We start from the raw sequence: 25,711 nt of genomic DNA on the forward strand, positions 1-25,711 counted from the left end.
CCCGTCCGCCGCTCGTCAGCATTGATAGCAAGCTATCAATCTGTTACCGCTCGACTTGCATGTGTTAGGCCTGCCGCCAGCGTTCAATCTGAGCCATGATCAAACTCTTCAATTAAAGTTTTGTTGTTTCTTTCGAAACGGCTCAATGAATACTGACTTCAAAACTAACTCTTCATAAATAAAGAGTGTAATTTTAAAGCTATTACCGCTTCTGTTTCTACAAAGAGGAACAGAATGGTAATGAATTGACTGTGCCGCTTTCTTATTTTTACTTTTATAAAAAAGTAAAACAAAAAAGCAATCGAACTATTTCTAGCTCTAGGTCACTCAGTTCATTGATAAATCTTTCGACTTAACTATTCAACGAGTGCCCACACAGATTGCATGGTCAAATTGTTAAAGAACATTCTGACTTTCGGTAACCGCTTGCGCCGTTGTCCGTGTCAGTGAGGTCGCATTATAGGGAGATTTTATTGGCTGACAATAGTTTTTTTACCCCTAATTAATCAACTGCTTTTTTTTTAAGCTATCAGCTATTTTCCATCTATTTTTTAAGCAAAATAAGGCTATTGCTGCATGGGTTCTTTTCAATCATTGCCATTATTAGGTGTTACACAATTTAAAATCTGGTTTTTTAGACATTAATGAAGGTATAGAAGGTATAGAAGGTATAGAAGGTATAGAAGGTATAGAAGGTATAGAAGGTATAGAAGGTATAGAAGGTATTATTCGACCACAACTGAAAAACTATCGCTATATAATTAAAGACCAAGAAAGAGCAGTCGCTAAACGATTGCTCTTTCTGATTATGATTATGCGTTTTCAGCTAACCATGTAGGTACATTTTTAACGCTGTCTAAAACAACATCTGCTAAAGCTTCACCTTCTTCAGTAATAGCTTTACCTGTACGTACTAATACTTTGAAAGCAACATCAGCCGCGATTGCCGCTTTCATGTCGTCCGCCTTATCACCAATCATCACTGATTTTGACATATCAATATCTAAATAGCTTTGCGCTGATATCAACATACCTGGATTTGGTTTACGACAATCACAATCTTGTCGATATTCACCTTTACCCTCTGTTGCATGGTGTGGGCAATAGTAAATACCATCCAATTCAACACCTTGATCTTCGAAATTCCAATCCATCCATTCAGTTAGGCTAATAAACTCATCTTCGGTGAACATGCCACGAGCAATACCTGATTGATTAGTAACTAAAACAAGTAAGTAACCCATTTCTTTGAATTTTTTACATGCACCAAAAACACCATCAATGTATTCAAAATCATCAACAGTATGTACATAGCCATGATCGACATTTATTACGCCATCACGATCAATAAAGACAGCAGGTTTGGCCACAAGAAAGCCCTCAACAAGTAGATATTGTGGTGATTATGTCACGAGTTGGCAGCGAAAAGTATTAGTTATCACATTCACAGAGATGATCACGATATTACCAATACTATTATAAATGCCAATAACCATTTAGACGTCTAGACGTAAAAATAGCTATTGACTTAAAAACCGATTGGCCATAGCATCAGGTTAACAGCAGTTAAGATGATTTAACTACAATAACCAATAATTAACAACTAATGCAATATCGCATCACTGTCATATAATCATTTCATCTAAGAATCAGGAAGTTCAATGATAGAAATAAAACAAGTAAATAAAGTGTTCTATCAAGGTGAGAAAGCGATTAATGCGCTAAAAGATATAAACCTTACGATTGAACAAGGAACGATTTTCGGGGTAATTGGTTCATCTGGCGCAGGAAAAAGTACCCTGATCCGCTGTGTGAATTTATTAGAAAAACCGACCTCAGGTAATGTCGTTGTCGATGGTATTGACTTAACACAGCTATCATCAAATGAATTGACTTTGGCTCGCCGCAAAATTGGCATGATTTTCCAGCATTTTAATTTACTGTCATCACGAACTGTATTTGCCAATATTGCTTTGCCGTTAGAACTTGCGGGTATATCAGCTCACGACATTAATACCAAAGTAACAGAATTGCTATCGCTAGTAGGTTTAGAAGATAAACGTAATAGTTACCCTTCAAATTTAAGTGGTGGTCAAAAGCAACGAGTAGCTATTGCTCGTGCTTTAGCCTCTGATCCTAAAGTTTTATTATGTGATGAAGCCACCAGCGCGCTTGATCCAGCAACAACCCAATCAATATTGGCTTTGTTACGTAAAATTAATCAGCAACTTAATCTAACCATTTTATTGATCACTCATGAAATGGATGTTGTTAAAGGTATTTGTCATCAAGTTGCGATCATCGGTGATGGTGAGTTAGTTGAGCAAGGTTTAGTGGGTGATATTTTTGCTCATCCAAAAACCGCACTAGCAAAAGCCTTTATTCGCTCAACCTTAGATTTGTCGATCCCTGAAGATTACCAATCACGCATGACTTCAACCCCAGTAACAGGCAGTTATCCTTTAATTCGACTGGAATTTACCGGAGACTCTGTTGACGCACCTTTAATTAGTCAAGTAGCACGTGAGTTTAATCTCGACATCAGTATTCTCAGTTCAAATATGGATTATGCAGGTGGGGTCAAATTTGGTTTGATGCTGGCTGAGTTCTTTGGCACTCAAACTGCTATTGATGATGCTATTTCTTTTTTACGTGATCATAAATTACAGGTTGAGGTGCTAGGTTATGTCGCTTGATTCAATAACAACATGGTGGCAGAGCAATCAGCGCCTAACTGAATTACTTATCGAAGCATTAGGGCAAACATTAACGATGGTGTTTGTTGCGGGTCTGATTGGTTTCATTATTGGAATTCCACTCGGTGTTGCTCTGCATCTCACCAAGAAAAACGGTTTATGGCAAAATCCAGTCTTAAATAAAATACTTGGCATTGTGGTTAATATCGGCCGTTCAATCCCTTTTATTATTTTATTAGTTGCGATTATTCCTTTTACTCGATTTGTGGTTGGCAGTTCAATTGGTACTGCTGCGGCGATTGTACCACTTACTGTCGGTGCAATTCCTTTTATTGCTCGTTTAGTGGAAGGCGCATTACTGGAAATTCCAGCAGGACTCATTGAGGCTGCACAAGCAATGGGTGCCACCCCAATCCAAATCATAACCAAAGTGCTATTACCTGAAGCACTGCCGGGCATTATTAATGCTGTCACTATTACCTTAGTTACTTTAATTAGTTATTCGGCAATGGCGGGGACTGTTGGCGGTGGCGGTTTAGGCGATGTCGGTATTCGTTATGGCTACCAGCGTTTTGACGGCACGGTTATGGCCATCACCGTTATTATGTTAGTTATTTTAGTACAACTGATTCAATCTATTGGAGATCACTTAGTAAAACGTGTTGATCACCGCTAACAACTCAAGCTGTTATTTATTATTTACATAATTAGGGAAAGCCCATTTAAGGAGAAATACTATGGCGTTTAATCTTAAACATCTTTTTGCCATTGCTGGCGTTGCTGCTGCAGTCACACTCGCAGGTTGTAGTGACCAAGAAACAGCTGTTGTTGATAACAATAAAGTAAAAATTGGCGTAATGGCTGGCGCAGAAGAGCAAGTTGCAGAAGTTGCAGCAAAACAAGCGAAAGATAAATATGGACTTGATGTTGAATTAGTCACCTTTACTGATTACGTATCACCCAATGCAGCCTTAGCTGAAGGTTCAATTGATGCTAACGCTTTTCAGCACAAACCTTATCTAGATCAGCAAATTAAAGATCGTGGTTATAAATTTGCGATCGCGGGTAATACCTTCGTTTACCCTATTGCTGGCTATTCAAATAAGATTAAATCGGTTGATGAATTAAAAGATGGCGATCAGATTTCGGTTCCTAATGATCCGACTAACCTTGGCCGTTCATTATTATTATTACAGCAACAAGGTTTAATTACTCTCAAACCTGATGCGGGTTTGACAGCAACGGTATTGGATATTGTTAACAATCCTAAAAATCTTAAAATCGTTGAATTAGAAGCTGCGCAACTACCGCGTTCATTAGATGATGTTGCTTTAGCAATCATCAATACTACTTATGCGAGTAGTCTTAACCTTACTCCAGAAAAAGATGGAGTGTTTGTTGAAGATAAGCAATCACCTTATGTCAATATCATTGTAGCGCGTCAAGATAACGTCAAAGCTGAAAATGTTCAAAAGTTCATTCAAGCGTACCAATCAGACGATGTCTATAATTCAGCCCAAACCATCTTCAATGGCGGTGCTGTTAAAGGCTGGTAATCACACTTATTGATACAATCACCATCAAGAGCAGGCTTCATCGCCTGCTCTTTTTTTATGTTATATTATCTAATTATTTTCAGCTTATAATTGGCTTAATTTGATGGCTTATAGCATTGAACCTATCGGTATTGTCCACTCTCCTTATAAAGAAAAATTTGCGGTTCCGCGCCAACCAGGATTAGTACCTAGTGCTCGCTGTGAAGTGATTTTACACGATCAGGCTAACTCATTAGATGCAGTACGCGGTATTGAACAATTTAGTCATGTGTGGCTATTATTTTTGTTTGACCAAAACTTAGAGGCTGGTTGGCGACCGACAGTACGCCCACCTCGACTTGGAGGCAATGAGCGGATTGGTGTTTTTGCCAGTCGTGCGACGTTTCGTCCTAATGGCATCGGCATGTCAGCGGTTAAATTACAAGGCGTTCGTCATTACAATGGCCAAGTCATTATTGATATTGCGGGTGCCGATTTGGTTGATGGCACGCCAATTATTGATATTAAACCTTATATTCCCTATTCCGACAGTTTACCTGAAGCATTAGGTGGCTTTGCGAGCAGCCAACCGGCAACACTTGAAGTGCAATTCGCACCATCGGCATTACAACAGTTAGTTGGCAAACACGCCGACTATTATCAAGCAGTTATTACTGAAGTACTCGCGCAAGATCCACGCCCAGCGTATAAAAAAGGTAAAACAGACACTAAACTCTATGCCGTAAACTTATTTGATTTTAATGTTCAGTTTACAGTTGCAGAACCGATCATTACTGTCGTAAGTATCGATACCGTTGTTCAATAACTATTCCAACACAGTTATCTTTGGCGAATAGCGCCGAGACTGGTAATATAACAAGCTATCGTCATCAAACTGACGGGTGGAACATCAGTTCCTTCTCTTTCCTTTTATCAATAACGGATACCATCAATGCGTACCAGTAAATATCTTCTTTCTACCCTGAAGGAGACGCCAAACGACGCAGAAGTCATTAGTCATCAACTAATGCTACGTGCAGGTATGATCCGTAAGTTAGCTTCAGGTTTATACACCTGGCTACCTACCGGTCTACGTGTGCTGCGTAAAGTCGAAAACATCGTTCGCCAAGAAATCGATAATGCGGGCGCAATCGAAACTTTGATGCCCGTTGTTCAGCCGTTTGAACTATGGGAAGAGACAGGCCGCTCTGAAAAAATGGGCCCTGAACTACTTCGCTTTACTGACCGTCATTTCCGTCCGTTTGTACTAAGTCCAACAGCAGAAGAAGTGATCACTAGTCTTGTACGTAACGAAGTAAGCTCTTACAAGCAACTGCCGCTGAACCTTTACCAAATTCAAACTAAATTCCGTGATGAACGTCGCCCTCGCTTTGGCGTAATGCGTGCACGTGAATTCTGCATGATGGATGCTTACAGCTTTGATATCGATAAAGACGGTTTACAAAAATCTTTCGATACAATGCATGCTGCTTACTGTAAAGCCTTTGACCGTATGGGTCTTGAATACCGTCCAGTATTGGCTGACTCTGGCGCAATCGGTGGTAATGGCTCACAAGAGTTCCACGTACTTGCAGAAAGTGGCGAAGATTTAATCGCATTCTCTACTGAATCTGATTACGCCGCTAACATCGAAAAAGCAGAAGCTATCGCACCTGCTGTTGAGCGTGCACAGCCAACACAAGTAATGACAGTGATTGATACACCAAATGCGAAAACTATCGCAGAGTTGGTTGCACAACACGGTATTGCTATCGAGAAAACCGTTAAGACATTATTCGTTAAAGCGTCTGATGAAATTGATGCACCTATCGTGGCATTGATCATTCGTGGTGATCACGAACTTAACGAAATCAAAGCAGAAAACCTTGCAGAAGTTGCGGCTCCATTAGAGATGGCAACTGAAGAACAAATGCGTGAGCTTGTTGGTGCGGGTGCGGGTTCTCTAGGTCCTGTTGGCCTTGAATTACCATTTATCGTTGACCACAGTGTTGCGGTAATGAGTGACTTTGCTGCAGGCGCTAACATCGATGGCAAACACAACATCGGTATCAACTGGGGTCGTGACGTTGAACTTGGCCGTGTTGATGATCTACGTAACGTAGTTGAAGGTGATCCAAGCCCATGTGGTCAAGGCACCTTAATGCTAAAACGTGGTATCGAAGTCGGTCACATCTTCCAGTTAGGTACCACTTACTCTGATAAGATGAACTGTAGCGTTCTTGATTCAAACGGCAAAAACTCTATTCTAGAGATGGGTTGTTACGGTATCGGTGTATCACGCGTTGTGGCATCAGCTATCGAGCAAAACAACGATAAATACGGTATCATCTGGCCTGACGCACTAGCGCCTTTCCAAGTAGCTATCGTACCAATGAACATGCACAAATCAGAGCGCGTTCAAGAAGCAGCTGAGAAGCTATATGCTGATCTTACTGCAATGGGCGTTGAAGTCTTATTTGATGATCGTAAAGAGCGTCCAGGCGTAATGTTCTCAGATATGGAACTGATCGGTATTCCACATACTATCGTGATTGGTGATCGTAGCCTTGAAAACGGTGAGATGGAATATAAGAACCGTCGTACTGGCACTAAAGAAGCAGTTATGGCTGCTGATGTTATGGACTTTCTTAAGCAAAAAATGGCTTAATTAACAACCATATGATTTTAAAAAGCTGCCAATTTTAGGCAGCTTTTTTTTATAGCTAAATTATCACAAACATTTTTTATCTGTTGTGCTGCTATGATAATATTCAACTTAGTAACAACGTAAATATCTTCACCTAAGATCATTTTATTGTGATGTTAGGTGAATATTTTTAGCAAAGGAAAGACCATGCAAGTTTATCAATGTTGCGAGTTAATTCGCGTTACTTACTCTCAAATTGGCAGTGGCGATCAAGGCTATATTCCAACCGCTATCAAGTGCGCAATTAAAACCTTGGATGATATTGCCGCTAATACTGAGTTACCGCTCACAGTACGAGAGCAAGCGGCTTTTGCAGCAGCTAACTTACTGATCAGTGATCACGAGGATTAATCGATGGATTTATCAAAATTTGAAACCATGGACACTGTAATGTTGATGAGTATTGTCAATATGAAGATTCGTGATGAATTTAATAACCTTGATAATCTGGTGAAATTTTTTGATATCGACCGTGAGCAACTTATTGCAAAATTAGCCACAGGCGGGTTTGATTTCTTACCAGAAGTGCAGCAATTTCGTTAAAGCTGACTTACAAACATCAAATAAAAAACGGCACTCATCAGTGCCGTTTTTTTATACTTATTAAATAACATCTAGTTGGTGTAACACCTCAATTAGCCTTTGAATATCGGCAGTACATCAGCCATCGCTAATAAATGGAAACACGCGGTTAAGACTCCAAAGATTATTACCGCATATACAGTAACATTGCCACCAGGCACGACAAAACCTTGTAGTTCAGGCTGACGTTGGCGTAATTTTTTAGCCAATAATGCTGGAATAATACAGGTCCAGATAGTTGCCGCAGCTCCAGCTAAGCCAATTGCTGCCACAAAACCAAATGGTGCAAATAGTGAAAACACTAATGGTGGAATAAACGTCACTGCCCATGTTTTAAAACGGCCTTGGTTGGTATCTTCAAAGCCAAATAAATCAGCTAAGTAATCAAATACACCTAGCCCGACCCCGATAAACGATGATACTACCGCAGCAATTGAGAAAATATTAAGTGCTTGTTTAACACTGTTAGAGTTCACCACTCCACCCAATGCTGTCATTAACGCATCGACACTACCACCAGCAGCAACAATCGGTCCAAATTGCGTGCGAGGTAAGTTACCAAAAATGCACACCACCCAAATCACATAAAATGTTAAGGCAATAAGTGTTCCACCTAAAATGGCATTTTTAGCGCGGTTTTCATCGCGATAATAATCTCGCATGGTACTTACTGAGTGATGATAACCAAAAGAGGTTAATGCAACAGGCAAGATCGCAAGTGCATAAGGAGAAAGATCTGCTTGTGAATCAATACTATCAAGTAAAGTCGGCAATTGGATATTAGTCGCAAGCCCTGAAATACCAATCACAAAACTGATAACCATAAATAGAATCAGTAAAATCGAGATACGATCAACAGCTCGGGTTGAGTGAAGTACAAACACAGAAGAAGCGATGACAAATAATACCGAAGCAAGTTTGGGATTAATATTAAGTAAACCGCCAAAGATCATACCTGATGAAGAAATATAGGCATAAAGTAAAATGCCACCGACAAAATATAATGATAGGTTATTGATCGCATTGACTTTGCCTTTAAGGACATCTTTAGTAATGGTGTTAAACGATACCTTAAAATCATAATGCTTTAATGCTTCAAGTAATAACCATCCAGATAACGTCATCATTACCATCGTTACTGAGATCGCAAGTACTGTCCATAATGTCCATGCGCCAGCACCAGCACTTGGTAACCCCAGCATGCCTGCACCTACGCACACACTAGCAATAATGCATGCACCTCCAAGTGTCGATGGTTTACTCATAATCTATCCTTTCTCGCCATTACATCGTATCAGTGAACTAGTACGATAATATGCATCGACCGTTTTAGCAACAAAAGAATATCTATCTGAATAAATATTTATTAAACAATCGCATATGTTAAAAAAATTAACATATGCAGATTAATAACTGTTATTAAGACCAACAACTCAACATTTTATGCCCGCAACCATTCAAACTCGACTGCTGTGGTTGTTGTCGAGGGTGTGGCAACAAACTCTGCAACCACAAACACCCCAGCTACTGCGACTAATTGCTCACCATAAAATAGCATCGGCGTACGTCGACGTAACCAACTCGGCAACTGGTATTCTTGCAGCAATTTTTTAAACTTACGCTTACCACTACGTCCTTGAGGCTTTATCTCTGGCCCTAAATAATCAAATCGCACTGATACTGTTTCATTAGCGTAAGGAGGCCTTAAGGTTGCAGACGCTGTCGGTTTTAGCGCCACAACGCCAAGATCTTGGGGTAGTTGGCAGTATTGATTGAGGCGCAATGATTGCTGCCAATCACTAATATCAGGCCATTGCTGTAATAAATACAACTGCTGTTGATAACGACGTACTTGATATTGCTGCCAACACACCTGTGGATTAGCATCCGCCTTTGCCAACACAAGGTTAAACCAAATTTGTTCAAGCTGGGCCAATGAAGGCATGATCACTGCTTGCTGTTTTAACCACTGTCGAATCAATGCCATCCCCAAACGAGCACTAATATTTGTTGCAATACGTAAACTACCATCAGCTTGTCGTGCTTGTTGTAACTGAAAGCTTAACAACTCTTCTAATAAGCCCTCTTGTTCACCACATAAATGCGCACTGCGAGTAACGGCTTTACGTATACCTGGCCAGCGTTCGTTGAGCAACGGAGTTATTTGATGCCGAATAAAATTGCGGTCGTAACGCTGGTCTTGATTACTTTCATCTTCAACCCACTGTAACTGGTGCTGAGCGCCATAAGCTTCAATGTCGGCACGGCTAACAGAGAGTAATGGCCGTAAATGCTGCCCGCTGGCAAAGGTTGTTAGCACCGGCATTGCAGCTAATCCCGCCGGGCCACTACCGCGTTTTAAGGCTAATAATACCGTTTCAATTTGATCATCGGCATGTTGCGCAGTCAGTAATGTATCACCACATTGAATATGCTGTGATAACGCATAATAACGGGCATCACGCGCGGCTTGTTCGACACTCGCCCCACCGCCTAACTCACACTGTACTCGCTCAATGTCACAACTAATACCACTTGTCATTGCCCAAGTAACACATTGCTGCGCCCACGTATCAGCATTAATACTCAATCCATGATGGACATACACTGCATGCGCGCGATAATCGCGATGTTGTTCAATAAAACGTGCTAATAAATCCAGCATCACCCGTGAATCTAACCCGCCACTTAATGCCAATACTAATCGTTTAGTTGCAGGTGGATTGGCAAGTATTTGATGACAAAAATGAGAATACAACATTGGCTTACATCTTTAACAAACAGACTGTCTAGTCTATACCAGAGTCGAATTAACCAATACCAACAAACGGCATTGACTAACATAAACCTATAAAAAAAGGCCAGCACTTATGCTGACCTTTGTTAGATGTAGAATAAATAACGATTAACAGTAACCGTAACTCATTAAACGTTGGTAACGACGCTCAAGTAACTCTTCAGTATCAAGCTGATCTAATTCTTCTAGAGTCGCTTTAATTTGTGCTTTTAGCGTATTAGCCATTAATGGCACATTACGGTGCGCGCCACCCAATGGTTCTTCGATAATATTATCGATTAGCTCTAACTCTTTTAAACGAGGAGCAGTCAATCCCATTGCTTCAGCAGCTTGTGGTGCTTTATCAGCATCACGCCATAAAATTGATGCACAACCTTCAGGTGAAATCACTGAATAGGTTGAGTATTGCAACATATTAACGCAATCACCGACACCAATCGCTAATGCACCACCAGAACCACCTTCACCAACCACATTACAAATAACGGGTACTGTAAGACCTGCCATTGCTTTTAAGTTAGCTGCAATCGCTTCTGATTGACCGCGCTCTTCTGCACCAACACCTGGGTATGCACCCGCAGTATCGATGAAAGTGACAATCGGCATTTTAAAACGCTCTGCCATTTTCATTAGACGCAGCGCTTTACGATAACCTTCAGGTTTTGGCATACCGAAGTTACGTTTCACTTTTTCAGTGGTACCACGACCTTTTTGATGACCAATAACCATAATTGGACGACCATCAATACGTGCAATACCACCAACTAACGCTTTATCATCAGCAAAAGCACGATCACCGGCTAATTCGTCAAACTCTTCAAACATGTGCTCGACATAATCAAAAGTATATGGGCGCTGAGGATGGCGTGCGAGTTGCGCAACCTGCCAGGCACCAAGATCACCAAAGATTTTCTTAGTTAATTCGAGGCTTTTCTTTTCTAGTTGCTCAATTTCTTTTTCAAGATCAACCGAGTTAGATTCGTCACGGCGTGATACATCACGTAATGCTTCAATCTTTGCTTCTAATTCTGCAATCGGTTGTTCAAACTCGAGGAAGTTCAGGCTCATACCACTTAAAATCCTTTTGCTTATTTTAATGATAGGGTTTGGTTATACCCTACCACAAATAACAAGCTAACTTAATTAAACTCAAGCTCGACCTGTTTATCACCTAAGAGCATTTTCAAGTCCGACAATAATTTATCGGCAGGCGTTACGCGCCACTCTGTTCCTAGGGTAAACTTGGCCCGAGCATTCGAGCGCTGATAATACATATGAACAGGAACAGTTCCTGCTCTATGCGGTTCCAACACTTGGCTGAAACGGGAAAAAAATTGTTCGTCGATTTGCTCTTCAGTAACTGAAATAGCAACACCACGAAGATGTTTTTCTCGTGCTTCTGAAATATCGAGCACTTCACGTGCTGACATTCTAAGGCCACCATTGAAATCATCAAAGCTGACCTGTCCAGATACGACCACTATTTTGTCTTTTTCAAGCAAATCGATATAACGATCAAGTGCATCAGTGAATAACATCACTTCCATACGACCCGAACGATCATCTAATGTCATTAAACCAATACGACTTCCACGCTTGGTGGTCATCACACGAGCTGCAATCACCAATCCCGCCACCGAGGCAACTTTATCACGCCCAGTTTGCTGCGCATCTTTTAGACGCCAAGTAGTGTAATGCTTTAATTCAGAAATATAAGCATTAATTGGATGACCGGTTAAGTATAACCCTAATGTTTCACGTTCACCTTCAAGCCAAACACTTTCAGGTGCTTCTGGAATATTAGCATAAGCATGCTCAACTTCTTCAGGGGCCGCAGTTAATACCCCAAACATATCAGCTTGACCAAATGCTTCAGCTTGATGATATTGACTGGCCGCTTTGATCGCATCATCCAATGTCGCTAACATTGCGGCGCGGTTAGGACCTAAACGATCTAATGCACCTGATTTAATAAGCTTTTCAAGTACACGCTTATTAACCTTTTTAGTATCAATACGAGCACAGAAATCAAATAAATCTTTAAAGTGGCCGTCTTTTTCACGAGCACTAATGATATTTTCAATCGGGCCTTCACCAACCCCTTTTACCGCACCAATACCATAAACAACCGCGCCATCTTCATCGACATTAAATCGATATAGACCTTTGTTTACATCTGGTGGTAACAACTTTAGCTTCATGCGGTGACATTCATCAACCAAGCTAATGATCTTATCGGTATTATCCATATCAGCCGTCATTACCGCTGCCATAAACTCAGCCGGATAATGGGCTTTTAACCACAATGTTTGGTACGACACTAACGCATAAGCAGCTGAGTGCGATTTGTTAAAACCATAACCGGCAAATTTCTCTACCAAGTCAAAGATCTTCATCGACAGTTCGCCATCGACGCCGTTATCGATAGCACCTTGCTCAAATACGGCGCGCTGTTTCGCCATTTCTGATGGTTTTTTCTTACCCATCGCACGACGTAACATATCGGCACCACCAAGGGTGTAGCCAGCCAGTACCTGTGCGATCTGCATTACCTGTTCTTGATACAGAATAATACCGTAAGTAGGATCAAGAATTTCTTTTAACGATTCATGTTGCCATTTTTCATCGGGGTAAGATACCGCTTCGCGGCCATGCTTACGGTCGATGAAGTTATCTACCATGCCTGATTGCAATGGACCTGGGCGGAACAATGCCACCAACGCGATCATATCTTCAAAACAGTCAGGTTGTAGACGTTTGATCAAATCCTTCATACCACGGGATTCGAGCTGGAATACCGCAGTTGATTCAGAGCGTTGCAACATATCAAATGACTTTTTATCCGCCATTGGAATTGCAGCAATATTAACCGGCTCCAACCCTTGCTCAATAAGGCGAGGGTTGATCATTGCTAACGCCCAGTCAATGATGGTTAATGTTCGTAAACCTAAGAAGTCGAACTTTACTAAGCCGGCGGTTTCAACATCATTTTTATCAAATTGAGTGACGGGGTTATTACCTTCCGCATCACAATATAATGGCGCAAAATCAGTGATCGTCGTTGGTGAAATTACCACACCACCTGCGTGTTTACCTGCGTTACGCGTTACCCCTTCAAGAATGCGACACATATCAATCAGATCACGAATTTCTTCATCAGCCTCATAAGCTTGACCGAGTTGCGGTTCTACCTCAAAGGCTTTTTCAAGCGTCATTCCTGGTTCTGCTGGAATTAATTTAGAAATGCGATCGACAAAACCATATGGATGTCCAAGCACACGACCGACATCACGAATAACTGCTTTAGCGGCCATGGTACCAAAGGTAATGATCTGCGATACCGCATCACGACCATACATTTCAGCCACGTGATCAATCACTAAATCGCGTTTATCCATACAGAAATCGATATCGAAATCGGGCATCGATACACGTTCAGGGTTCAAGAATCGTTCAAAAAGTAAGTCAAATTCTAACGGATCAAGATCGGTAATTTTAAGCGCGTAGGCCACTAATGAACCAGCACCAGACCCTCGACCAGGCCCTACTGGTACATCGTTATCTTTTGACCACTGAATAAATTCCATAACGATCAAAAAGTAACCGGGGAAACCCATTTGGTTAACTACTTTTAATTCGATATCAAGACGTTCATCATATTCAGGGCGGCGTTGAGCACGCACTTCTGGATCTGGGAATAAAAACGCTAAACGCTCTTCAAGTCCCTGTTTAGATTTAACAATCAAAAAGTCTTCAATGCTCATGTCACCGGTCGGGAAATTTGGCAGGAAATATTCCCCTAAACGCACAGTAACATTACACCGTTTGGCAATTTCTACCGAGTTTTGCAGAGCTTCAGGAATATCAGCAAACAGCTCACACATTTCATCTTCACTGCGCAAGTACTGCTGTTCACTATAAAGCTTAGGTCGATTAGGATCGACCATAGTATAGCCATCATGGATTGCGACTCGAATCTCATGGGCATCAAATTGGTCGGCACGAAGCAAGCGTACATCATTGGTGGCAACCACGGGCAAATCATATTTTTCGGCAAGTTCAACCGCGAAATGAAGGTAAGCATCTTCATCAGCACGACCAGTACGCACCAACTCTAAATAATAATGATCAGGGAAATAGGTTTGATAAAAAGCAACACACGTTTCTGTTAGCTGTTGATTACCTTTAAGTAATGCACGACCAACATCGCCTGTTCTACCACCGGATAAAACAATTAAACCTTCACGGTATTTAATCAGCCACTCTTTATCTATCACGGGTTGATGTTGAACATGACCACGCTGATACGCTTCTGAAATTAATAATGTCAGGTTTTTATAACCTTCATTATTGGCAGCAAGGATGGTGAGTTCAAATAATTCATCGCCCATTTCTTGGCTTTGTACTTTAAAATCAGCACCAATAATCGGCTTGATGCCCTCATCGTGGGCAGCGAAGTAAAATTTCACCAAACCACACAGGTTAGTAAAATCGGTGAGAGCCAATGCTGGCATGCCAAGTTCAGCAGCGCGCTTAACGATAGGTTTCACTTTCGCCAAGCCATCGATCATTGAATAATCACTATGAACTCGAAGGTGGATAAAACGTGGTTCTGCCATGACAACCTAATTCATTACATTACTTAATTAACAAAAATTATACCCGATCGGGACGTAATTCGTCGTATAAAAAAAGGCGATACCAAATGGTTCGCCTTTTTATCACCCAATCACCGCGGCTTAATCAAGACCTAGTACGCGTTTAACGGGTTTAAAACTTTTTCGATGCTGTTCAATCGCACCGTATTGTTCTAAAGCAGCAAAATGGGCTTTGGTTGGATAGCCTTTATGCTTGGCAAAACCATACTGGGGAAATTCAGCATCAAGGACTTCCATCTCACGATCGCGAGTCACTTTTGCAATAATGGATGCTGCACTGATTTCAGCCACTCGTAAATCGCCTTTTACCACAGCTTGTGCAGCCATAGGTAATACAGGGGTTTTATTGCCATCAATCAATACAAAATCAGGTTGGATGTGAAGTCCAGCGACTGCACGCTGCATCGCAACCATCGTCGCTTGTAAAATATTTAGCTGATCAATTTCATCGGCTTCACAACGGCCAAGAGACCACGAAAGTGCTTTTTGTTTAATCTCATCAAACAGCAGGTTACGTTTTTTCTCAGTCAGTTTTTTAGAATCAGTTAACCCTTCTATCGGGTTATTAGGATCTAAAATTACTGCAGCTGTCACCACTGCACCCACTAATGGACCACGCCCTACTTCATCAACACCCGCAATATACTTAGCTTGCGGATAGACAAAAGGAGGAAACTGTTGCTTTTCAGCCATAATAACTATGCCTTATTGATTAATGCTAATACTGCTTGAGCCGCTTGCTCGTCTGCATTACAACGAATAGTTTTATGCATTTGTTCAAACTGAGCCATCAATGCTGTAGTGTCACCATAAAGAATTTTATCCACTTCATGGAACAACTTCTCAGGAGTACAGTCTTCTTGCAGCAACTCAGTGACTAATTGACGATCAGCCATAATATTAGGCAATGATACATACTTAGTCTTTAGCATTCGCTTAGCAATCCAAGCTGTTAGTGGTTTCACTTTATAGCCAACCACCATTGGACGCTTCACTAGCATGCACTCTAATGCCACTGTACCTGAGGCTAATAACACCGCATCAGCAGCAATCATCACATTACGTGCAGTATCATCGACTAACACAAAATCTAATTCAGGGGCTGTTTGTTGCCATGCATGTTCAAATTGAGCGCGACGTTTTTCATTCACCAACGCCACCACAAAACCTAACTCAGGGTGTTTTGCTTTAAGTTGCTGGCAGGTTTGAATAAACGGCTCAGCGAGCATTGCCATTTCACTACCGCGGCTACCAGGCAATACCGCCAACCAACGCTTCGTGGGATCTAACCCAAGCAATTCACGCGCTGCAACTTGATCGGTTTGAAGTGGAATAGCATCAGCCATGGTATGACCGACAAACTGGCAAGGCACATTAAACTTATCATAAAATGCTTTTTCAAATGGCAGAAAAGCCAGCACTAAGTTAGTTGCTGCTTCAATTTTAAAGATCCGCTTTTGACGCCATGCCCATACTGACGGACTGACATAATGCACGGTTTTAATACCACGATCTTTTAAATCTTTTTCTAAGCGTAAGTTAAAATCTGGCGCATCAATACCAACAAACACATCCGGCGGGTTATCGCTAAAATGCTGTACTAATTCAGCTTTAACTTTAAATAACCGCGGTAAGCGACCAAGAACCTCAACGATCCCCATCACCGCAAGCTCTTCCATATCAAACAGAGCTTCACAGCCTTGTGCTTGCATACGAGGTCCTGCAACACCGACAAATTCAGCATCAGGATAGCGTGCTTTTACCGCTTGAATAAAACCGGCACCTAAAATATCGCCGGAGATTTCTCCGGCGACAATTGCTATTCGAAGAGGCTTCGTCATTAGCGAATAATACCGCGTTCTGAATTATCAAGCACCTCAGAGAAACGTGCCACTGATGGCCAATCTTTCGCCATCTCAGCAAGCACTGGCTTCACTTCAGCCAATGTTTTCCCTGAACGATAAATCTCTTTGTAGGCACGACGAATAGCGTGTAATTCTGGCTTTTCAAAACCATTGCGCTGCAGACCGACGATATTAAGCCCAAACGGTTTAGCGTGATTACCTTGTGCCAGCACATAAGGTGGCACATCTTGCACTACTGCTGAACAACCACCGATATAACTATAAGCACCGACAGTACAGAATGGGTGAATCGCTGATAATGCCATCACGCCAGCGTAATCACCAACAGTAACATGGCCACCCAAAATAGAGTTGTTACCAATATGAGTATGATTGCCAACAACGACGTCATGTGCAATATGAGCATTAACACACAATAGGTTGTCATTACCCACAACCGTCACACCTTTATCTTGGGTGGTGCCACGGTGGATCTGCACGCTTTCGCGAATCACGTTACGATCACCGATCTCTAACCGAGTAGCTTCACCACTAAACTTCTTGTCTTGGCACTCTTCACCAACAATCGCAAATGGGAATATACGGTTATCTTTACCGATAACAGTAGGTCCTTTGATGACAACATGAGACATCACCTCAGTGCCTTCACCAATTTCAACCCCTGTTGCAATATAAGTAAATGGGCCAACAGTGACGTTAGCGCCAATGATTACCCCATCTTCAATCACTGCAGATGGATGAATTTTTGCACTTTCATGGATCATGAGAATACTCGTCTTGCACACTTAAGTTCTGCTGAACATACAGTCTCGCCATCAACTTTAGCAACACCATTAAATAGCGCAATACCACGACGCTCTTTAATAAATTCAACTTCTAGAATCATTTGGTCACCAGGTACTACTGGCTTACGAAACTTTGCTTTATCAATACTTGCAAAGTAGTACAGTTCATTTTCAGCAGGAGCACCAAAGGTTTTAAAGGCTAATAAACCCGTTGCTTGTGCCATTGCTTCTAAAATTAACACACCAGGAAATACCGGCATTTTAGGGAAGTGACCCGTAAACTGTGGTTCGTTAACTGAAACATTTTTAATCGCAGTTAAGGTTTTACCTTCATCATAATTGGTAACACGATCAATCATAAGAAATGGGTAACGATGAGGAAGAAGTTCCTGAATTTCGGTAATGTTTAACGTCTTATTTTCGGTCGTCAAAACTAAATTCCTGTTCTAAAAACATGTAAAAAATGCTATGAAAATGCAAAATGGCCTACACAAAGGTAGGCCAATCAATGTTGATGAAAATTATTCGCCTTTTGCTGCTAATTGTTTTTCAACTGCTTTTAGGCGTTTATTCATTTCATCAATTCGATGAACCCGAGTCGCTGTTCGACGCCATTCTTTATTGGGTTGTAGTGGAATACCTGAAGAATACATACCTTTATCTTCAATACTACGCATCACCATTCCCATACCGGTAATTGTTACGCCATCAGCAATCTTAATGTGACCATTAAGCACAGAAGCGCCACCAATAATACAATATTTACCAATTGTAGTACTACCAGCAACAATAGTACCACCAGCCATGGCGGTACCATATCCGATCTGCACGTTATGCGCGATTTGCATCTGATTATCAATAATGACGTTATCAGCAATAATGGTATCTTCTAGCGCACCACGGTCAATGGTTGTACACGCACCAATTTCTACCCGATCACCAATGCGTACTGAACCAAGTTGCGGGATCTTAACCCACTCGCCTTTATCATTGGCATAGCCAAAACCATCAGCACCAATAACAGTACTTGATTGTACTAAACACTGTGAGCCCAATACTACATCATGGTAAATAGTGACATTTGCCCATAGCTTGGTGTTGTCACCAATAATGGCATTCTTACCAATAAAACAGCCAGCACCAATCTGAACGTTATCGCCTAATTGTACGCCAGCTTCAATCACTGCATTGTGACCAATAGCGACATTACTACCTAAGCTCGCAGTTGCATCAACATACGCAGATGGTGCAATATCCGTTGCAGCAACCGGAGTTGTATCAAGTAGTTGAGCCACTAATGCATAACTAAGGTAAGGATCTTTTACGACTAACATGTTGCCGTTGAAAAACTCGACATCCGCTTCTCGTAGCATTACTGCATCCGCTTGACACTCAATAAGCTGTTGACGGTACTTGCTATCAGAAAGGAACGTTATTTGCCCGCTAGCAGCTTTGCCCATCGATGCAATCGAGTGAATTTCAACATTACCATCACCACGTAGCTCGGCACCTAATTTATTTGCTAATTCAGCAAGCGTTATTACAGCCATATTATTTTATCTCTCTTGTAACAACAGCCACATAAGGTGGCTGTTAGATCAAAAGTTGTAGCTGACTCTGCCAGCTACAACGTTTACCACAGGGCGACTGTTTTATTTTACAGCTGCAATAACTTTAGATGATAAGTCATCGCTCTTGCTTGCAAACAATACCGCTTGTGCGTCTAGTACAACATTGTAGCCATTTTTCTTCGCTACAGTGTCGATAGCTGTACGGATCTTCTTAACTAACTTTTGCTCTTCTTCCATACCACGACGACGTTGATCTTCAGCTAATGCTTTTGCTTTTAGCTTGTAATCAGAATCAAGTGCTGCAAGTTCACGTTGAATATCAGTACGCTGCTTAGGTGTCATTAATTCACCGTCACGTTTCATCTTATCGATTTTGGTTTTCATTTTACCTTCAATCGCACGTAATGCTGCTACGCGGCCACTGAATTCTTTTTGCAATTTTTCCTGCACGTTATAACGCGCCGCTAACTCAGACATTGCCTGACCTGTCGACACATAACCGATTTTTTGTGCAGCTTCAGCTGCATTTGCATACATAGATGAAGATAAAATTACTAAACCTAAACTTGCTGCTTTAATCCACTGTTTCAAAAGACTCTCCTTAAAAATTAGAATGACTGGCCAATGGTGAATGTGAAGAACTCTTCATCATCCCCTTCATATTTCTTGATTGGTTTAGCAACCGAGAATACAAGTGGACCCATTGGAGACATCCACTGTAATGCAGCACCGTAAGACGCTCGAATCATACCTGGATCTGAGTAATCAGGTAATGAACTTGCGTTAGTATAATTCGGGTGGAATTCAGTATCCCATACTGAACCCGCATCAACAAAGAAACTAGTACGTACTTGATTTTTAATTTCTTGTGAAGCAAACGGGGTTGGAACAATTAATTCCATACTTGCGAGTGCAATCGCATTACCACCGGTAGATTCGTCACTCACCACACCTTTTTGGTTATTGCCTTGGCCTTGACCATAAACAGCTTTTGGACCAACAGTGTTAGAGCGGAAACCACGAATAGTGGTAAAACCACCGGCATAGTAGTTCTCATAAAATGGCATCAATTGATCGCTGCCATTATCAGTTTTACCGTAACCGTTACCGTAACCTAACTTACCACGTAGCAATAAGGTGTAGTCTTGTTTTTCTGTCAATGGAATATATTGACGAATATCATACTGGGTCTTGAAGTACTGAGAATCAGAACCTGGAATCGTCATCTTAAATGACGCACTCTGGTAATTACCCGAGGTTGGGAAATAACCGCGGTTTAAGTGGTTACGCGTCCATGCCACAGTCCAGCTGTAGTCATCAAGTGAAATCGCGTTATCACTATCTTGATCAAAACCATGAATCTTTTTGAACTGCTGGATCTGATAGTAATCTTGAATGTTAGAGATCTTATTGTGATCATAACCAAGACTAAAATCGAAGTAGTTCAATTCATTATATGGGAAGCCCCAGGTTAAACTTGCGCCGTAACTTTGGTTGGTATAATCCGAGATGTTAGCATCAGATGCTTCAAACTCGTTGTAGTAAATTTTACCACCCAAGCTAACATTATTGATCGTAAAGTACGGATCTTTGTATTCAAGGCTAATGTTTTTAGAGTAATCATTGGTCATGGCATTAATGCCAAACAAATTACCGGTACCCAAGAAGTTTTGTTGGGTTAAACCCGCCTGAAAACTAATACCAGATTCAGTACCGTAACCGACACCAAAGTTAACACTACCTGAGTTAGCTTCTTTAACCTTGTACTTCACATCTACTTGATCGTCAGAACCAGGTACACGTACAGTTTGTACATCAACATTTTCAAAGAAACCGGTACGATTTAAACGTTGTTTACCCGTTTCGATCGCTTTGCCGTTTAACCAAGAGCCTTCCATTTGACGCATTTCACGACGTAATACTTCATCTTTAGTAGTGTTATTACCACTAAATTCAATATTGCGTACATATACACGCTTACCTTGTTCAACATTAACGATCAACGTCACTTGATGTGCTGCATCGTCAAATTCAGGCATGATAGTAACTTTTGGATAAGCATAACCTGCTTTACCCAATTCACGTTTAATTGCTTCTTCTAACGCAGTAACTTCTGCGCCGTTGTAAACAGTGTCAGGTTTAAAGGTTACCAGTTTATCAAATGCAGCAACACGGCCAGCAACGTCACCTTGGAACTTAACGTTTTTAACCTTATATTGCTCACCTTCATGAATTTTTAGGGTAATGTACACGCCTTTTTTATCAGGAGAAATAGCAACATGCGTTGATTCTAGACGGTACTTTAAATAACCATTATTTAAATATTGCGAGCGTAATGTTTCTAAATCGCCTTGCAATACTTGTTTTTGATACTTTTCATTGGCCATAAAGTCCCACCAAGGCACGCTGTCCTTAAGTTTGAACTTACTGATCAAATCAGCATCACTGAAAACATGATTACCAAGGATGTTGATCTGCTTAATTTTAGCTGATACACCTTCAGTAAAGACAAATTTCACATCAACACGGTTACGAGGTAAAGGCGTTACAACCGCTTCCACAGTGGCATTATACTTACCGACACTGTAGTAGAAATCTTCTAGACCTTTATCGATCTTAGATAAGGTTGTTCTATCTAACGCTTCACCAACACGCAGACCTGATGCTTCAAGGTTTTCTTTTAGCTGCTCATCTTTGATGGCTTTATTACCTGCAAAGGTAATATCTGCAATAGTTGGACGCTCTTTTACATCGACCAGTAACGTATTACCGTCTCGATATACCTTAATATCTTCAAAATTGCCGGAAGAATAAAGAGATTTGATCAGAGCTGAAATATCCTGTGGATCAACAGTATCACCAACGCGAACTGGCATTTTTAACAATGCAGCTCCCATAGTGACTCGCTGAAGACCTTCAAAACGAATGTTATCAACTACAAATTTATTTTCCGCGCTATGCGCAACGCTACTTGTCAAAAGCAGCGATGCGACTAACAGTTTTTTAATCGCCATTACTGTACTGATTATTCCTTGCTAAATACGCATTTATTAAAGTCGGGTAAAATCATTGAATAGCGCAACCGCCATTAACGCAACCAAGATGGCTGATCCCACTCTATAGCCAATATCCTGAATTCGTTCAGATACAGGACGACGAGTTACCGCCTCAACAGCAAAAAACATTAAATGTCCGCCATCAAGTACAGGTAAAGGTAATAAGTTTACAATACCTAAGTTAACACTGATCAACGCTAAGAAACCAAGGAAATAGACTAAGCCAAACTCGGCAGTCATTCCAGCCCCTTTGGCGATAGAAATCGGCCCACTGAGGTTTTTCATTGCAACATCACCAGTAACAAGCTTAGTGACCATATCAAACGTTAATGACACTAATTGACCGGTTTTCTCGGTCGCTTTTATCGCCGCATCAATTGGACCAAACTGCAAATTAACTTTGTACGATGCTGGCCAAGGTTCAATACTTGGTGCCAATCCTACATAGCCAACTTCTTTGCCATCAGCTTCTACTTTTACACGCGGAGTCAATGATAGCATCATCGGTTCTTCATCACGTAAAACTTCAACTTGTAGCGTTGTTCCTGGATGTGTACGAACAGCATCAACAAATTGCTGCCACTGCGTTACTGATTTATTATCTACTGCGACAATCTTATCATTTAATTTAAATCCTGCATCAATTGCTGCACTATTATCAACAAGTTGTGAAACAGTTAGCGTAATTGGCGGTGTAAATGGGGTGATCCCCAATGTCGTCAATACTCGCTGTGATTCAGGATCAAATGACCAATGAGTTAAATCAAGTGTACGTGAAACAACAATCGAACTGTCAGGCTCTTGTGCTGTTATAACCACTTGTTTATCTCCGATTTGGGAAATTAATGCCATATTGGCTGATTCCCAATCAGATGTTTCGAGTCCAGAAACTGATTTTAGTTCCATTCCGGGAATAATTCCCGCTTTTGCCGCGATTGATTGGGGTGCAACTTCGCCAATTACAGGCTTTAATGCTGGCACCCCAATAAGATAAACCACCCAATAAGCAAAAATAGCAAACACAAAGTTTGCCATTGGCCCTGCTGCAACAATAGCACTTCGTTGCCAAATTTTCTTATTATTAAACGCCATATGACGCTTCTCAGGCGGTACTTCAGCTACCCGCTCATCAAGCATTTTGACATAACCACCAAGTGGTATCATGGCTAATGTGTATTCAGTACCATCTTTGCCTGTACGCTTAAACAAGGCTTTACCAAAACCAATAGAAAAACGTTCAACATAGACGCCACAGCGACGAGCAACCCAAAAATGGCCAAACTCATGCACTGCGATAAGAATACCAAGAGCAACTAAAAAAGCGCTTAAATTACGGATAAATTCAATCATGCAAATTCCTTCGCAATAATGTCTAACGCAAGCTCACGTGCTTGTTTATCTAGCATCATTACGGCATCAATATCATTAGGTTCAGTTAATACTGCTCTTTCTAACACCAACTGATTCACTTTAGCAATATCAGTAAAGCGGATCTCGTTAGTTAAAAATGCAGCCACAGCTATTTCATTAGCAGCGTTTAGAGTTGTTGTCGCTGCTTGTCCTTGATAACAAGCGTCAATAGCTAACTTTAAGCATGGGTAACGCTCAAAATCAGGCTCCATAAAGGTAAACTCACCGATCTTGCTAAAATCAAGTGGCGCCACGCCTGCATCAACACGTTCAGGATAAGCCATAGCACACGCAATCGGGGTACACATATCAGGCAATCCCATTTGTGCGATGACCGAGCCATCTTTGTATTGCACCATTGAATGAATCACTGACTGTGGATGAATAATCACTTGCATCTGCTCACGGCTAGCATTAAATAGCCAGCGTGCTTCAATGTATTCCAAACCTTTATTCATCATGGTTGCAGAGTCAACCGAGATTTTAGGCCCCATCGACCAATTAGGATGTGCAATCGCCATTGCTGGAGTCACTGCATCTAAGGCACTGATATCAGTATAGCGGAATGGACCACCAGAGCCGGTTAATAATACTTTACTCACACCAGAAGCGGCTAAATCACAACGCCCCATACGACGTTGAATTTCAGCCGGTAATGCTTGAAAAATCGCATTATGTTCACTATCAACAGGTAATAATTCCGCACCATATTGCTCACATGCATCAATGAACATTTGACCGGTCATTACCAGCGCTTCCTTATTAGCTAATAAGATTCGCTTACCTTTTTTAACCGCTGCCATGGTGGGTAATAAACCCGCCGCACCAACAATTGCCGCCATCACGGTATCAACATCATCTAATGCGGCAACCTGACAAATACCTTCGTCACCACTTAATACTGTGATATTTAAACTTGCTTGCTCAATCAATGCCTTAAGTTGAATAGCAGCAGTTGCAGATGCCATTGCAGCATATTTTGGTTGCCATTGCTGACATAGTGCAAACATCTTCTCAACATTAGAACCCGCAGCTAAAGCGGTGACTTCAAATGAATTAGGGTTTTGAGCAATTACCGCTAACGTACTACTACCAATTGAGCCCGTCGCACCAAGAATCGTTAACTTACGCATAAAATCACTTACAGTTACAAAAAAGGCAGCGAAATAGCTGCCTTTAGAAGAGATGGCTATTATTAATTATATTAGCCACAGATAGAGCAACGCAAATACAGGGATCGCTGCAGTTAAACTATCAATTCGGTCTAGAATACCACCATGTCCAGGTAATATATTACCGCTATCTTTAATGCCAGAAACACGTTTAAACATACTTTCAACTAAGTCGCCTAAAACGGAAATAATCACGGTGACAATAGCAATAAAGAATAATTGACCTAATGATGAAAACTCAATCGATAATAAGTGTGAACCTAACCAAGTTATAAAAATAGCAAGACAGGCTCCACCAATGAGTCCTTCAATAGTTTTATTTGGGCTCACCGCTGGCGCCATCTTATGCTTACCAAAACGCTTGCCAGAGAAATAAGCGCCAGTATCGGCAGCCCACACTAATAAGCACACTAGTAAAACTAAGCAAGCACCATGATACGGATTATTGTCATAATTCACGGCGCGGAGCATTAAAATACTCCAAAAAAAAGGCAATAATGTGAGCAAGCCAAAAATTTGTTTTAAAAACGGTTTCTTTGACCAAAAATCAGCACTTTTAGGATAACTAATCGCTAATGCAGAAGCGACTAACCACCATAAACCACCAATTAGTAATATCGCGCGATAGATGCCATCGGGATGAGAAAGAGAAGCAGGATCGGTAGGTAACAGCGCGATGCTTGCTCCTAGCATGATCGTCGGTAAAATCATCGCATTAATACGTGATGATGCGTTAACAAACTGCGTCCACTCCCAGAAACCAACTAAGGTTATTGCAGCCATCGCAATAATAAAAGCAGGCAACGGCAGGAAAAATATTCCTGCAATGACGAGTGGCGCGAGGATTAGCGCGGTAATAATTCGTTGCTTGAGCAAA

23 protein-coding genes and 1 rRNA gene are annotated in these 25,711 nt (G+C 41.3%); 8 read left to right on the plus strand and 16 right to left on the minus strand.

Annotated features, from left to right (window positions below; genetic code table 11):
• Positions 1 to 115 (minus strand): 16S ribosomal RNA (locus PAND9192_RS17730); the annotation flags it as partial.
• Positions 116 to 607: 492 nt separating this feature from the next.
• On the opposite strand from PAND9192_RS17730, the gene PAND9192_RS17735 reads away from it, so the two are divergent.
• Complete coding sequence (locus PAND9192_RS17735; RefSeq protein WP_087854816.1) at positions 608 to 838, plus strand: hypothetical protein; 231 nt, start codon at positions 608 to 610, stop codon at positions 836 to 838.
• Here PAND9192_RS17735 and gmhB read toward each other — a convergent pair.
• Positions 813 to 1,370, minus strand: a complete 558-nt coding sequence (gene gmhB, locus PAND9192_RS17740; RefSeq protein WP_087854817.1) for a D-glycero-beta-D-manno-heptose 1,7-bisphosphate 7-phosphatase — start codon at positions 1,368 to 1,370, stop codon at positions 813 to 815. The genes PAND9192_RS17735 and gmhB overlap by 26 nt on opposite strands.
• A 291-nt stretch (positions 1,371 to 1,661) precedes the next feature.
• Here gmhB and metN point away from each other — a divergent pair, with 291 nt between their 5' ends.
• The 7 genes from metN to PAND9192_RS17775 all read left to right on the plus strand — a co-directional run bounded on the left by metN (position 1,662) and on the right by PAND9192_RS17775 (position 7,481).
• On the plus strand, positions 1,662 to 2,696 hold the full coding sequence (metN, locus tag PAND9192_RS17745; protein ID WP_087854818.1) for a methionine ABC transporter ATP-binding protein MetN: 1,035 nt from the start codon (positions 1,662 to 1,664) through the stop codon (positions 2,694 to 2,696).
• Positions 2,686 to 3,372: a methionine ABC transporter permease gene (locus tag PAND9192_RS17750; protein WP_087854819.1), complete on the plus strand. Its 687-nt coding sequence runs from the start codon at positions 2,686 to 2,688 to the stop codon at positions 3,370 to 3,372. The genes metN and PAND9192_RS17750 overlap by 11 nt, the downstream gene beginning before the upstream one ends.
• A 61-nt stretch (positions 3,373 to 3,433) precedes the next feature.
• The gene (locus PAND9192_RS17755) at positions 3,434 to 4,252 is read left to right on the plus strand and encodes a MetQ/NlpA family lipoprotein (RefSeq protein WP_087854820.1); all 819 of its coding nucleotides are present in this window, start codon (positions 3,434 to 3,436) and stop codon (positions 4,250 to 4,252) included.
• 103 nt (positions 4,253 to 4,355) lie between these two features.
• Positions 4,356 to 5,057 carry a tRNA (N6-threonylcarbamoyladenosine(37)-N6)-methyltransferase TrmO gene (gene tsaA, locus PAND9192_RS17760; RefSeq protein ID WP_087854821.1) on the plus strand — a complete coding sequence of 234 codons (702 nt, stop codon included), beginning with the start codon at positions 4,356 to 4,358 and terminating at the stop codon, positions 5,055 to 5,057.
• A gap of 126 nt (positions 5,058 to 5,183) precedes the next feature.
• The gene (locus PAND9192_RS17765; protein WP_087854822.1) at positions 5,184 to 6,899 is read left to right on the plus strand and encodes a proline--tRNA ligase; all 1,716 of its coding nucleotides are present in this window, start codon (positions 5,184 to 5,186) and stop codon (positions 6,897 to 6,899) included.
• A gap of 186 nt (positions 6,900 to 7,085) precedes the next feature.
• A complete protein-coding gene (locus tag PAND9192_RS17770) occupies positions 7,086 to 7,289 on the plus strand; it encodes a YaeP family protein (protein ID WP_060998739.1) in 204 nt (67 codons plus the stop codon).
• Between the two features lie 3 nt (positions 7,290 to 7,292).
• Positions 7,293 to 7,481, plus strand: a complete 189-nt coding sequence (locus PAND9192_RS17775) for a DUF4250 domain-containing protein (RefSeq protein ID WP_087854823.1) — start codon at positions 7,293 to 7,295, stop codon at positions 7,479 to 7,481.
• Positions 7,482 to 7,573: 92 nt separating this feature from the next.
• Here PAND9192_RS17775 and PAND9192_RS17780 read toward each other — a convergent pair whose 3' ends face one another.
• The 14 genes from PAND9192_RS17780 to PAND9192_RS17845 form a co-directional block, all read right to left on the minus strand.
• A complete protein-coding gene (locus tag PAND9192_RS17780; protein WP_087854824.1) occupies positions 7,574 to 8,785 on the minus strand; it encodes an aromatic amino acid transporter in 1,212 nt (403 codons plus the stop codon).
• Positions 8,786 to 8,961: 176 nt separating this feature from the next.
• On the minus strand, positions 8,962 to 10,281 hold the full coding sequence (gene tilS / locus PAND9192_RS17785; protein WP_087854825.1) for a tRNA lysidine(34) synthetase TilS: 1,320 nt from the start codon (positions 10,279 to 10,281) through the stop codon (positions 8,962 to 8,964).
• 144 nt (positions 10,282 to 10,425) lie between these two features.
• Positions 10,426 to 11,385 (minus strand): acetyl-CoA carboxylase carboxyl transferase subunit alpha, encoded by a 960-nt coding sequence (gene accA / locus PAND9192_RS17790; protein WP_087854826.1) that lies wholly within the window; start codon positions 11,383 to 11,385, stop codon positions 10,426 to 10,428.
• A 71-nt stretch (positions 11,386 to 11,456) separates the two neighbouring features.
• Positions 11,457 to 14,936, minus strand: coding sequence for a DNA polymerase III subunit alpha (dnaE, locus tag PAND9192_RS17795; RefSeq protein WP_087854827.1), 3,480 nt, complete (start codon positions 14,934 to 14,936; stop codon positions 11,457 to 11,459).
• Positions 14,937 to 15,056: 120 nt separating this feature from the next.
• The gene (rnhB, locus tag PAND9192_RS17800) at positions 15,057 to 15,668 is read right to left on the minus strand and encodes a ribonuclease HII (RefSeq protein WP_087854828.1); all 612 of its coding nucleotides are present in this window, start codon (positions 15,666 to 15,668) and stop codon (positions 15,057 to 15,059) included.
• Positions 15,669 to 15,673: 5 nt separating this feature from the next.
• On the minus strand, positions 15,674 to 16,816 hold the full coding sequence (lpxB, locus tag PAND9192_RS17805) for a lipid-A-disaccharide synthase (protein WP_087854829.1): 1,143 nt from the start codon (positions 16,814 to 16,816) through the stop codon (positions 15,674 to 15,676).
• The gene (lpxA, locus tag PAND9192_RS17810; RefSeq protein ID WP_087846434.1) at positions 16,816 to 17,604 is read right to left on the minus strand and encodes an acyl-ACP--UDP-N-acetylglucosamine O-acyltransferase; all 789 of its coding nucleotides are present in this window, start codon (positions 17,602 to 17,604) and stop codon (positions 16,816 to 16,818) included. Before lpxA ends, lpxB begins: the two co-directional genes overlap by 1 nt.
• The gene (gene fabZ, locus PAND9192_RS17815) at positions 17,601 to 18,056 is read right to left on the minus strand and encodes a 3-hydroxyacyl-ACP dehydratase FabZ (protein ID WP_087846432.1); all 456 of its coding nucleotides are present in this window, start codon (positions 18,054 to 18,056) and stop codon (positions 17,601 to 17,603) included. The genes lpxA and fabZ overlap by 4 nt, the downstream gene beginning before the upstream one ends.
• 90 nt (positions 18,057 to 18,146) lie before the next feature.
• Positions 18,147 to 19,175, minus strand: a complete 1,029-nt coding sequence (gene lpxD / locus PAND9192_RS17820) for a UDP-3-O-(3-hydroxymyristoyl)glucosamine N-acyltransferase (RefSeq protein ID WP_087854830.1) — start codon at positions 19,173 to 19,175, stop codon at positions 18,147 to 18,149.
• A 102-nt stretch (positions 19,176 to 19,277) separates the two neighbouring features.
• Entirely contained in the window at positions 19,278 to 19,787 is a 510-nt protein-coding gene (locus PAND9192_RS17825; RefSeq protein ID WP_060998750.1) for an OmpH/Skp family outer membrane protein, read from the minus strand.
• A gap of 17 nt (positions 19,788 to 19,804) precedes the next feature.
• Positions 19,805 to 22,210, minus strand: a complete 2,406-nt coding sequence (gene bamA, locus PAND9192_RS17830) for an outer membrane protein assembly factor BamA (RefSeq protein WP_087854831.1) — start codon at positions 22,208 to 22,210, stop codon at positions 19,805 to 19,807.
• Positions 22,211 to 22,246: 36 nt separating this feature from the next.
• Positions 22,247 to 23,602 carry a sigma E protease regulator RseP gene (gene rseP / locus PAND9192_RS17835; RefSeq protein ID WP_087854832.1) on the minus strand — a complete coding sequence of 452 codons (1,356 nt, stop codon included), beginning with the start codon at positions 23,600 to 23,602 and terminating at the stop codon, positions 22,247 to 22,249.
• On the minus strand, positions 23,599 to 24,795 hold the full coding sequence (ispC, locus tag PAND9192_RS17840) for a 1-deoxy-D-xylulose-5-phosphate reductoisomerase (RefSeq protein ID WP_087854833.1): 1,197 nt from the start codon (positions 24,793 to 24,795) through the stop codon (positions 23,599 to 23,601). Before ispC ends, rseP begins: the two co-directional genes overlap by 4 nt.
• A gap of 66 nt (positions 24,796 to 24,861) precedes the next feature.
• A complete protein-coding gene (locus PAND9192_RS17845; protein WP_087854834.1) occupies positions 24,862 to 25,710 on the minus strand; it encodes a phosphatidate cytidylyltransferase in 849 nt (282 codons plus the stop codon).
• Position 25,711 lies beyond the last annotated feature (1 nt).

Origin of the sequence: Photobacterium andalusiense (assembly GCF_900185625.1) — a bacterium.
Taxonomy (GTDB): domain Bacteria; phylum Pseudomonadota; class Gammaproteobacteria; order Enterobacterales; family Vibrionaceae; genus Photobacterium; species Photobacterium aquimaris.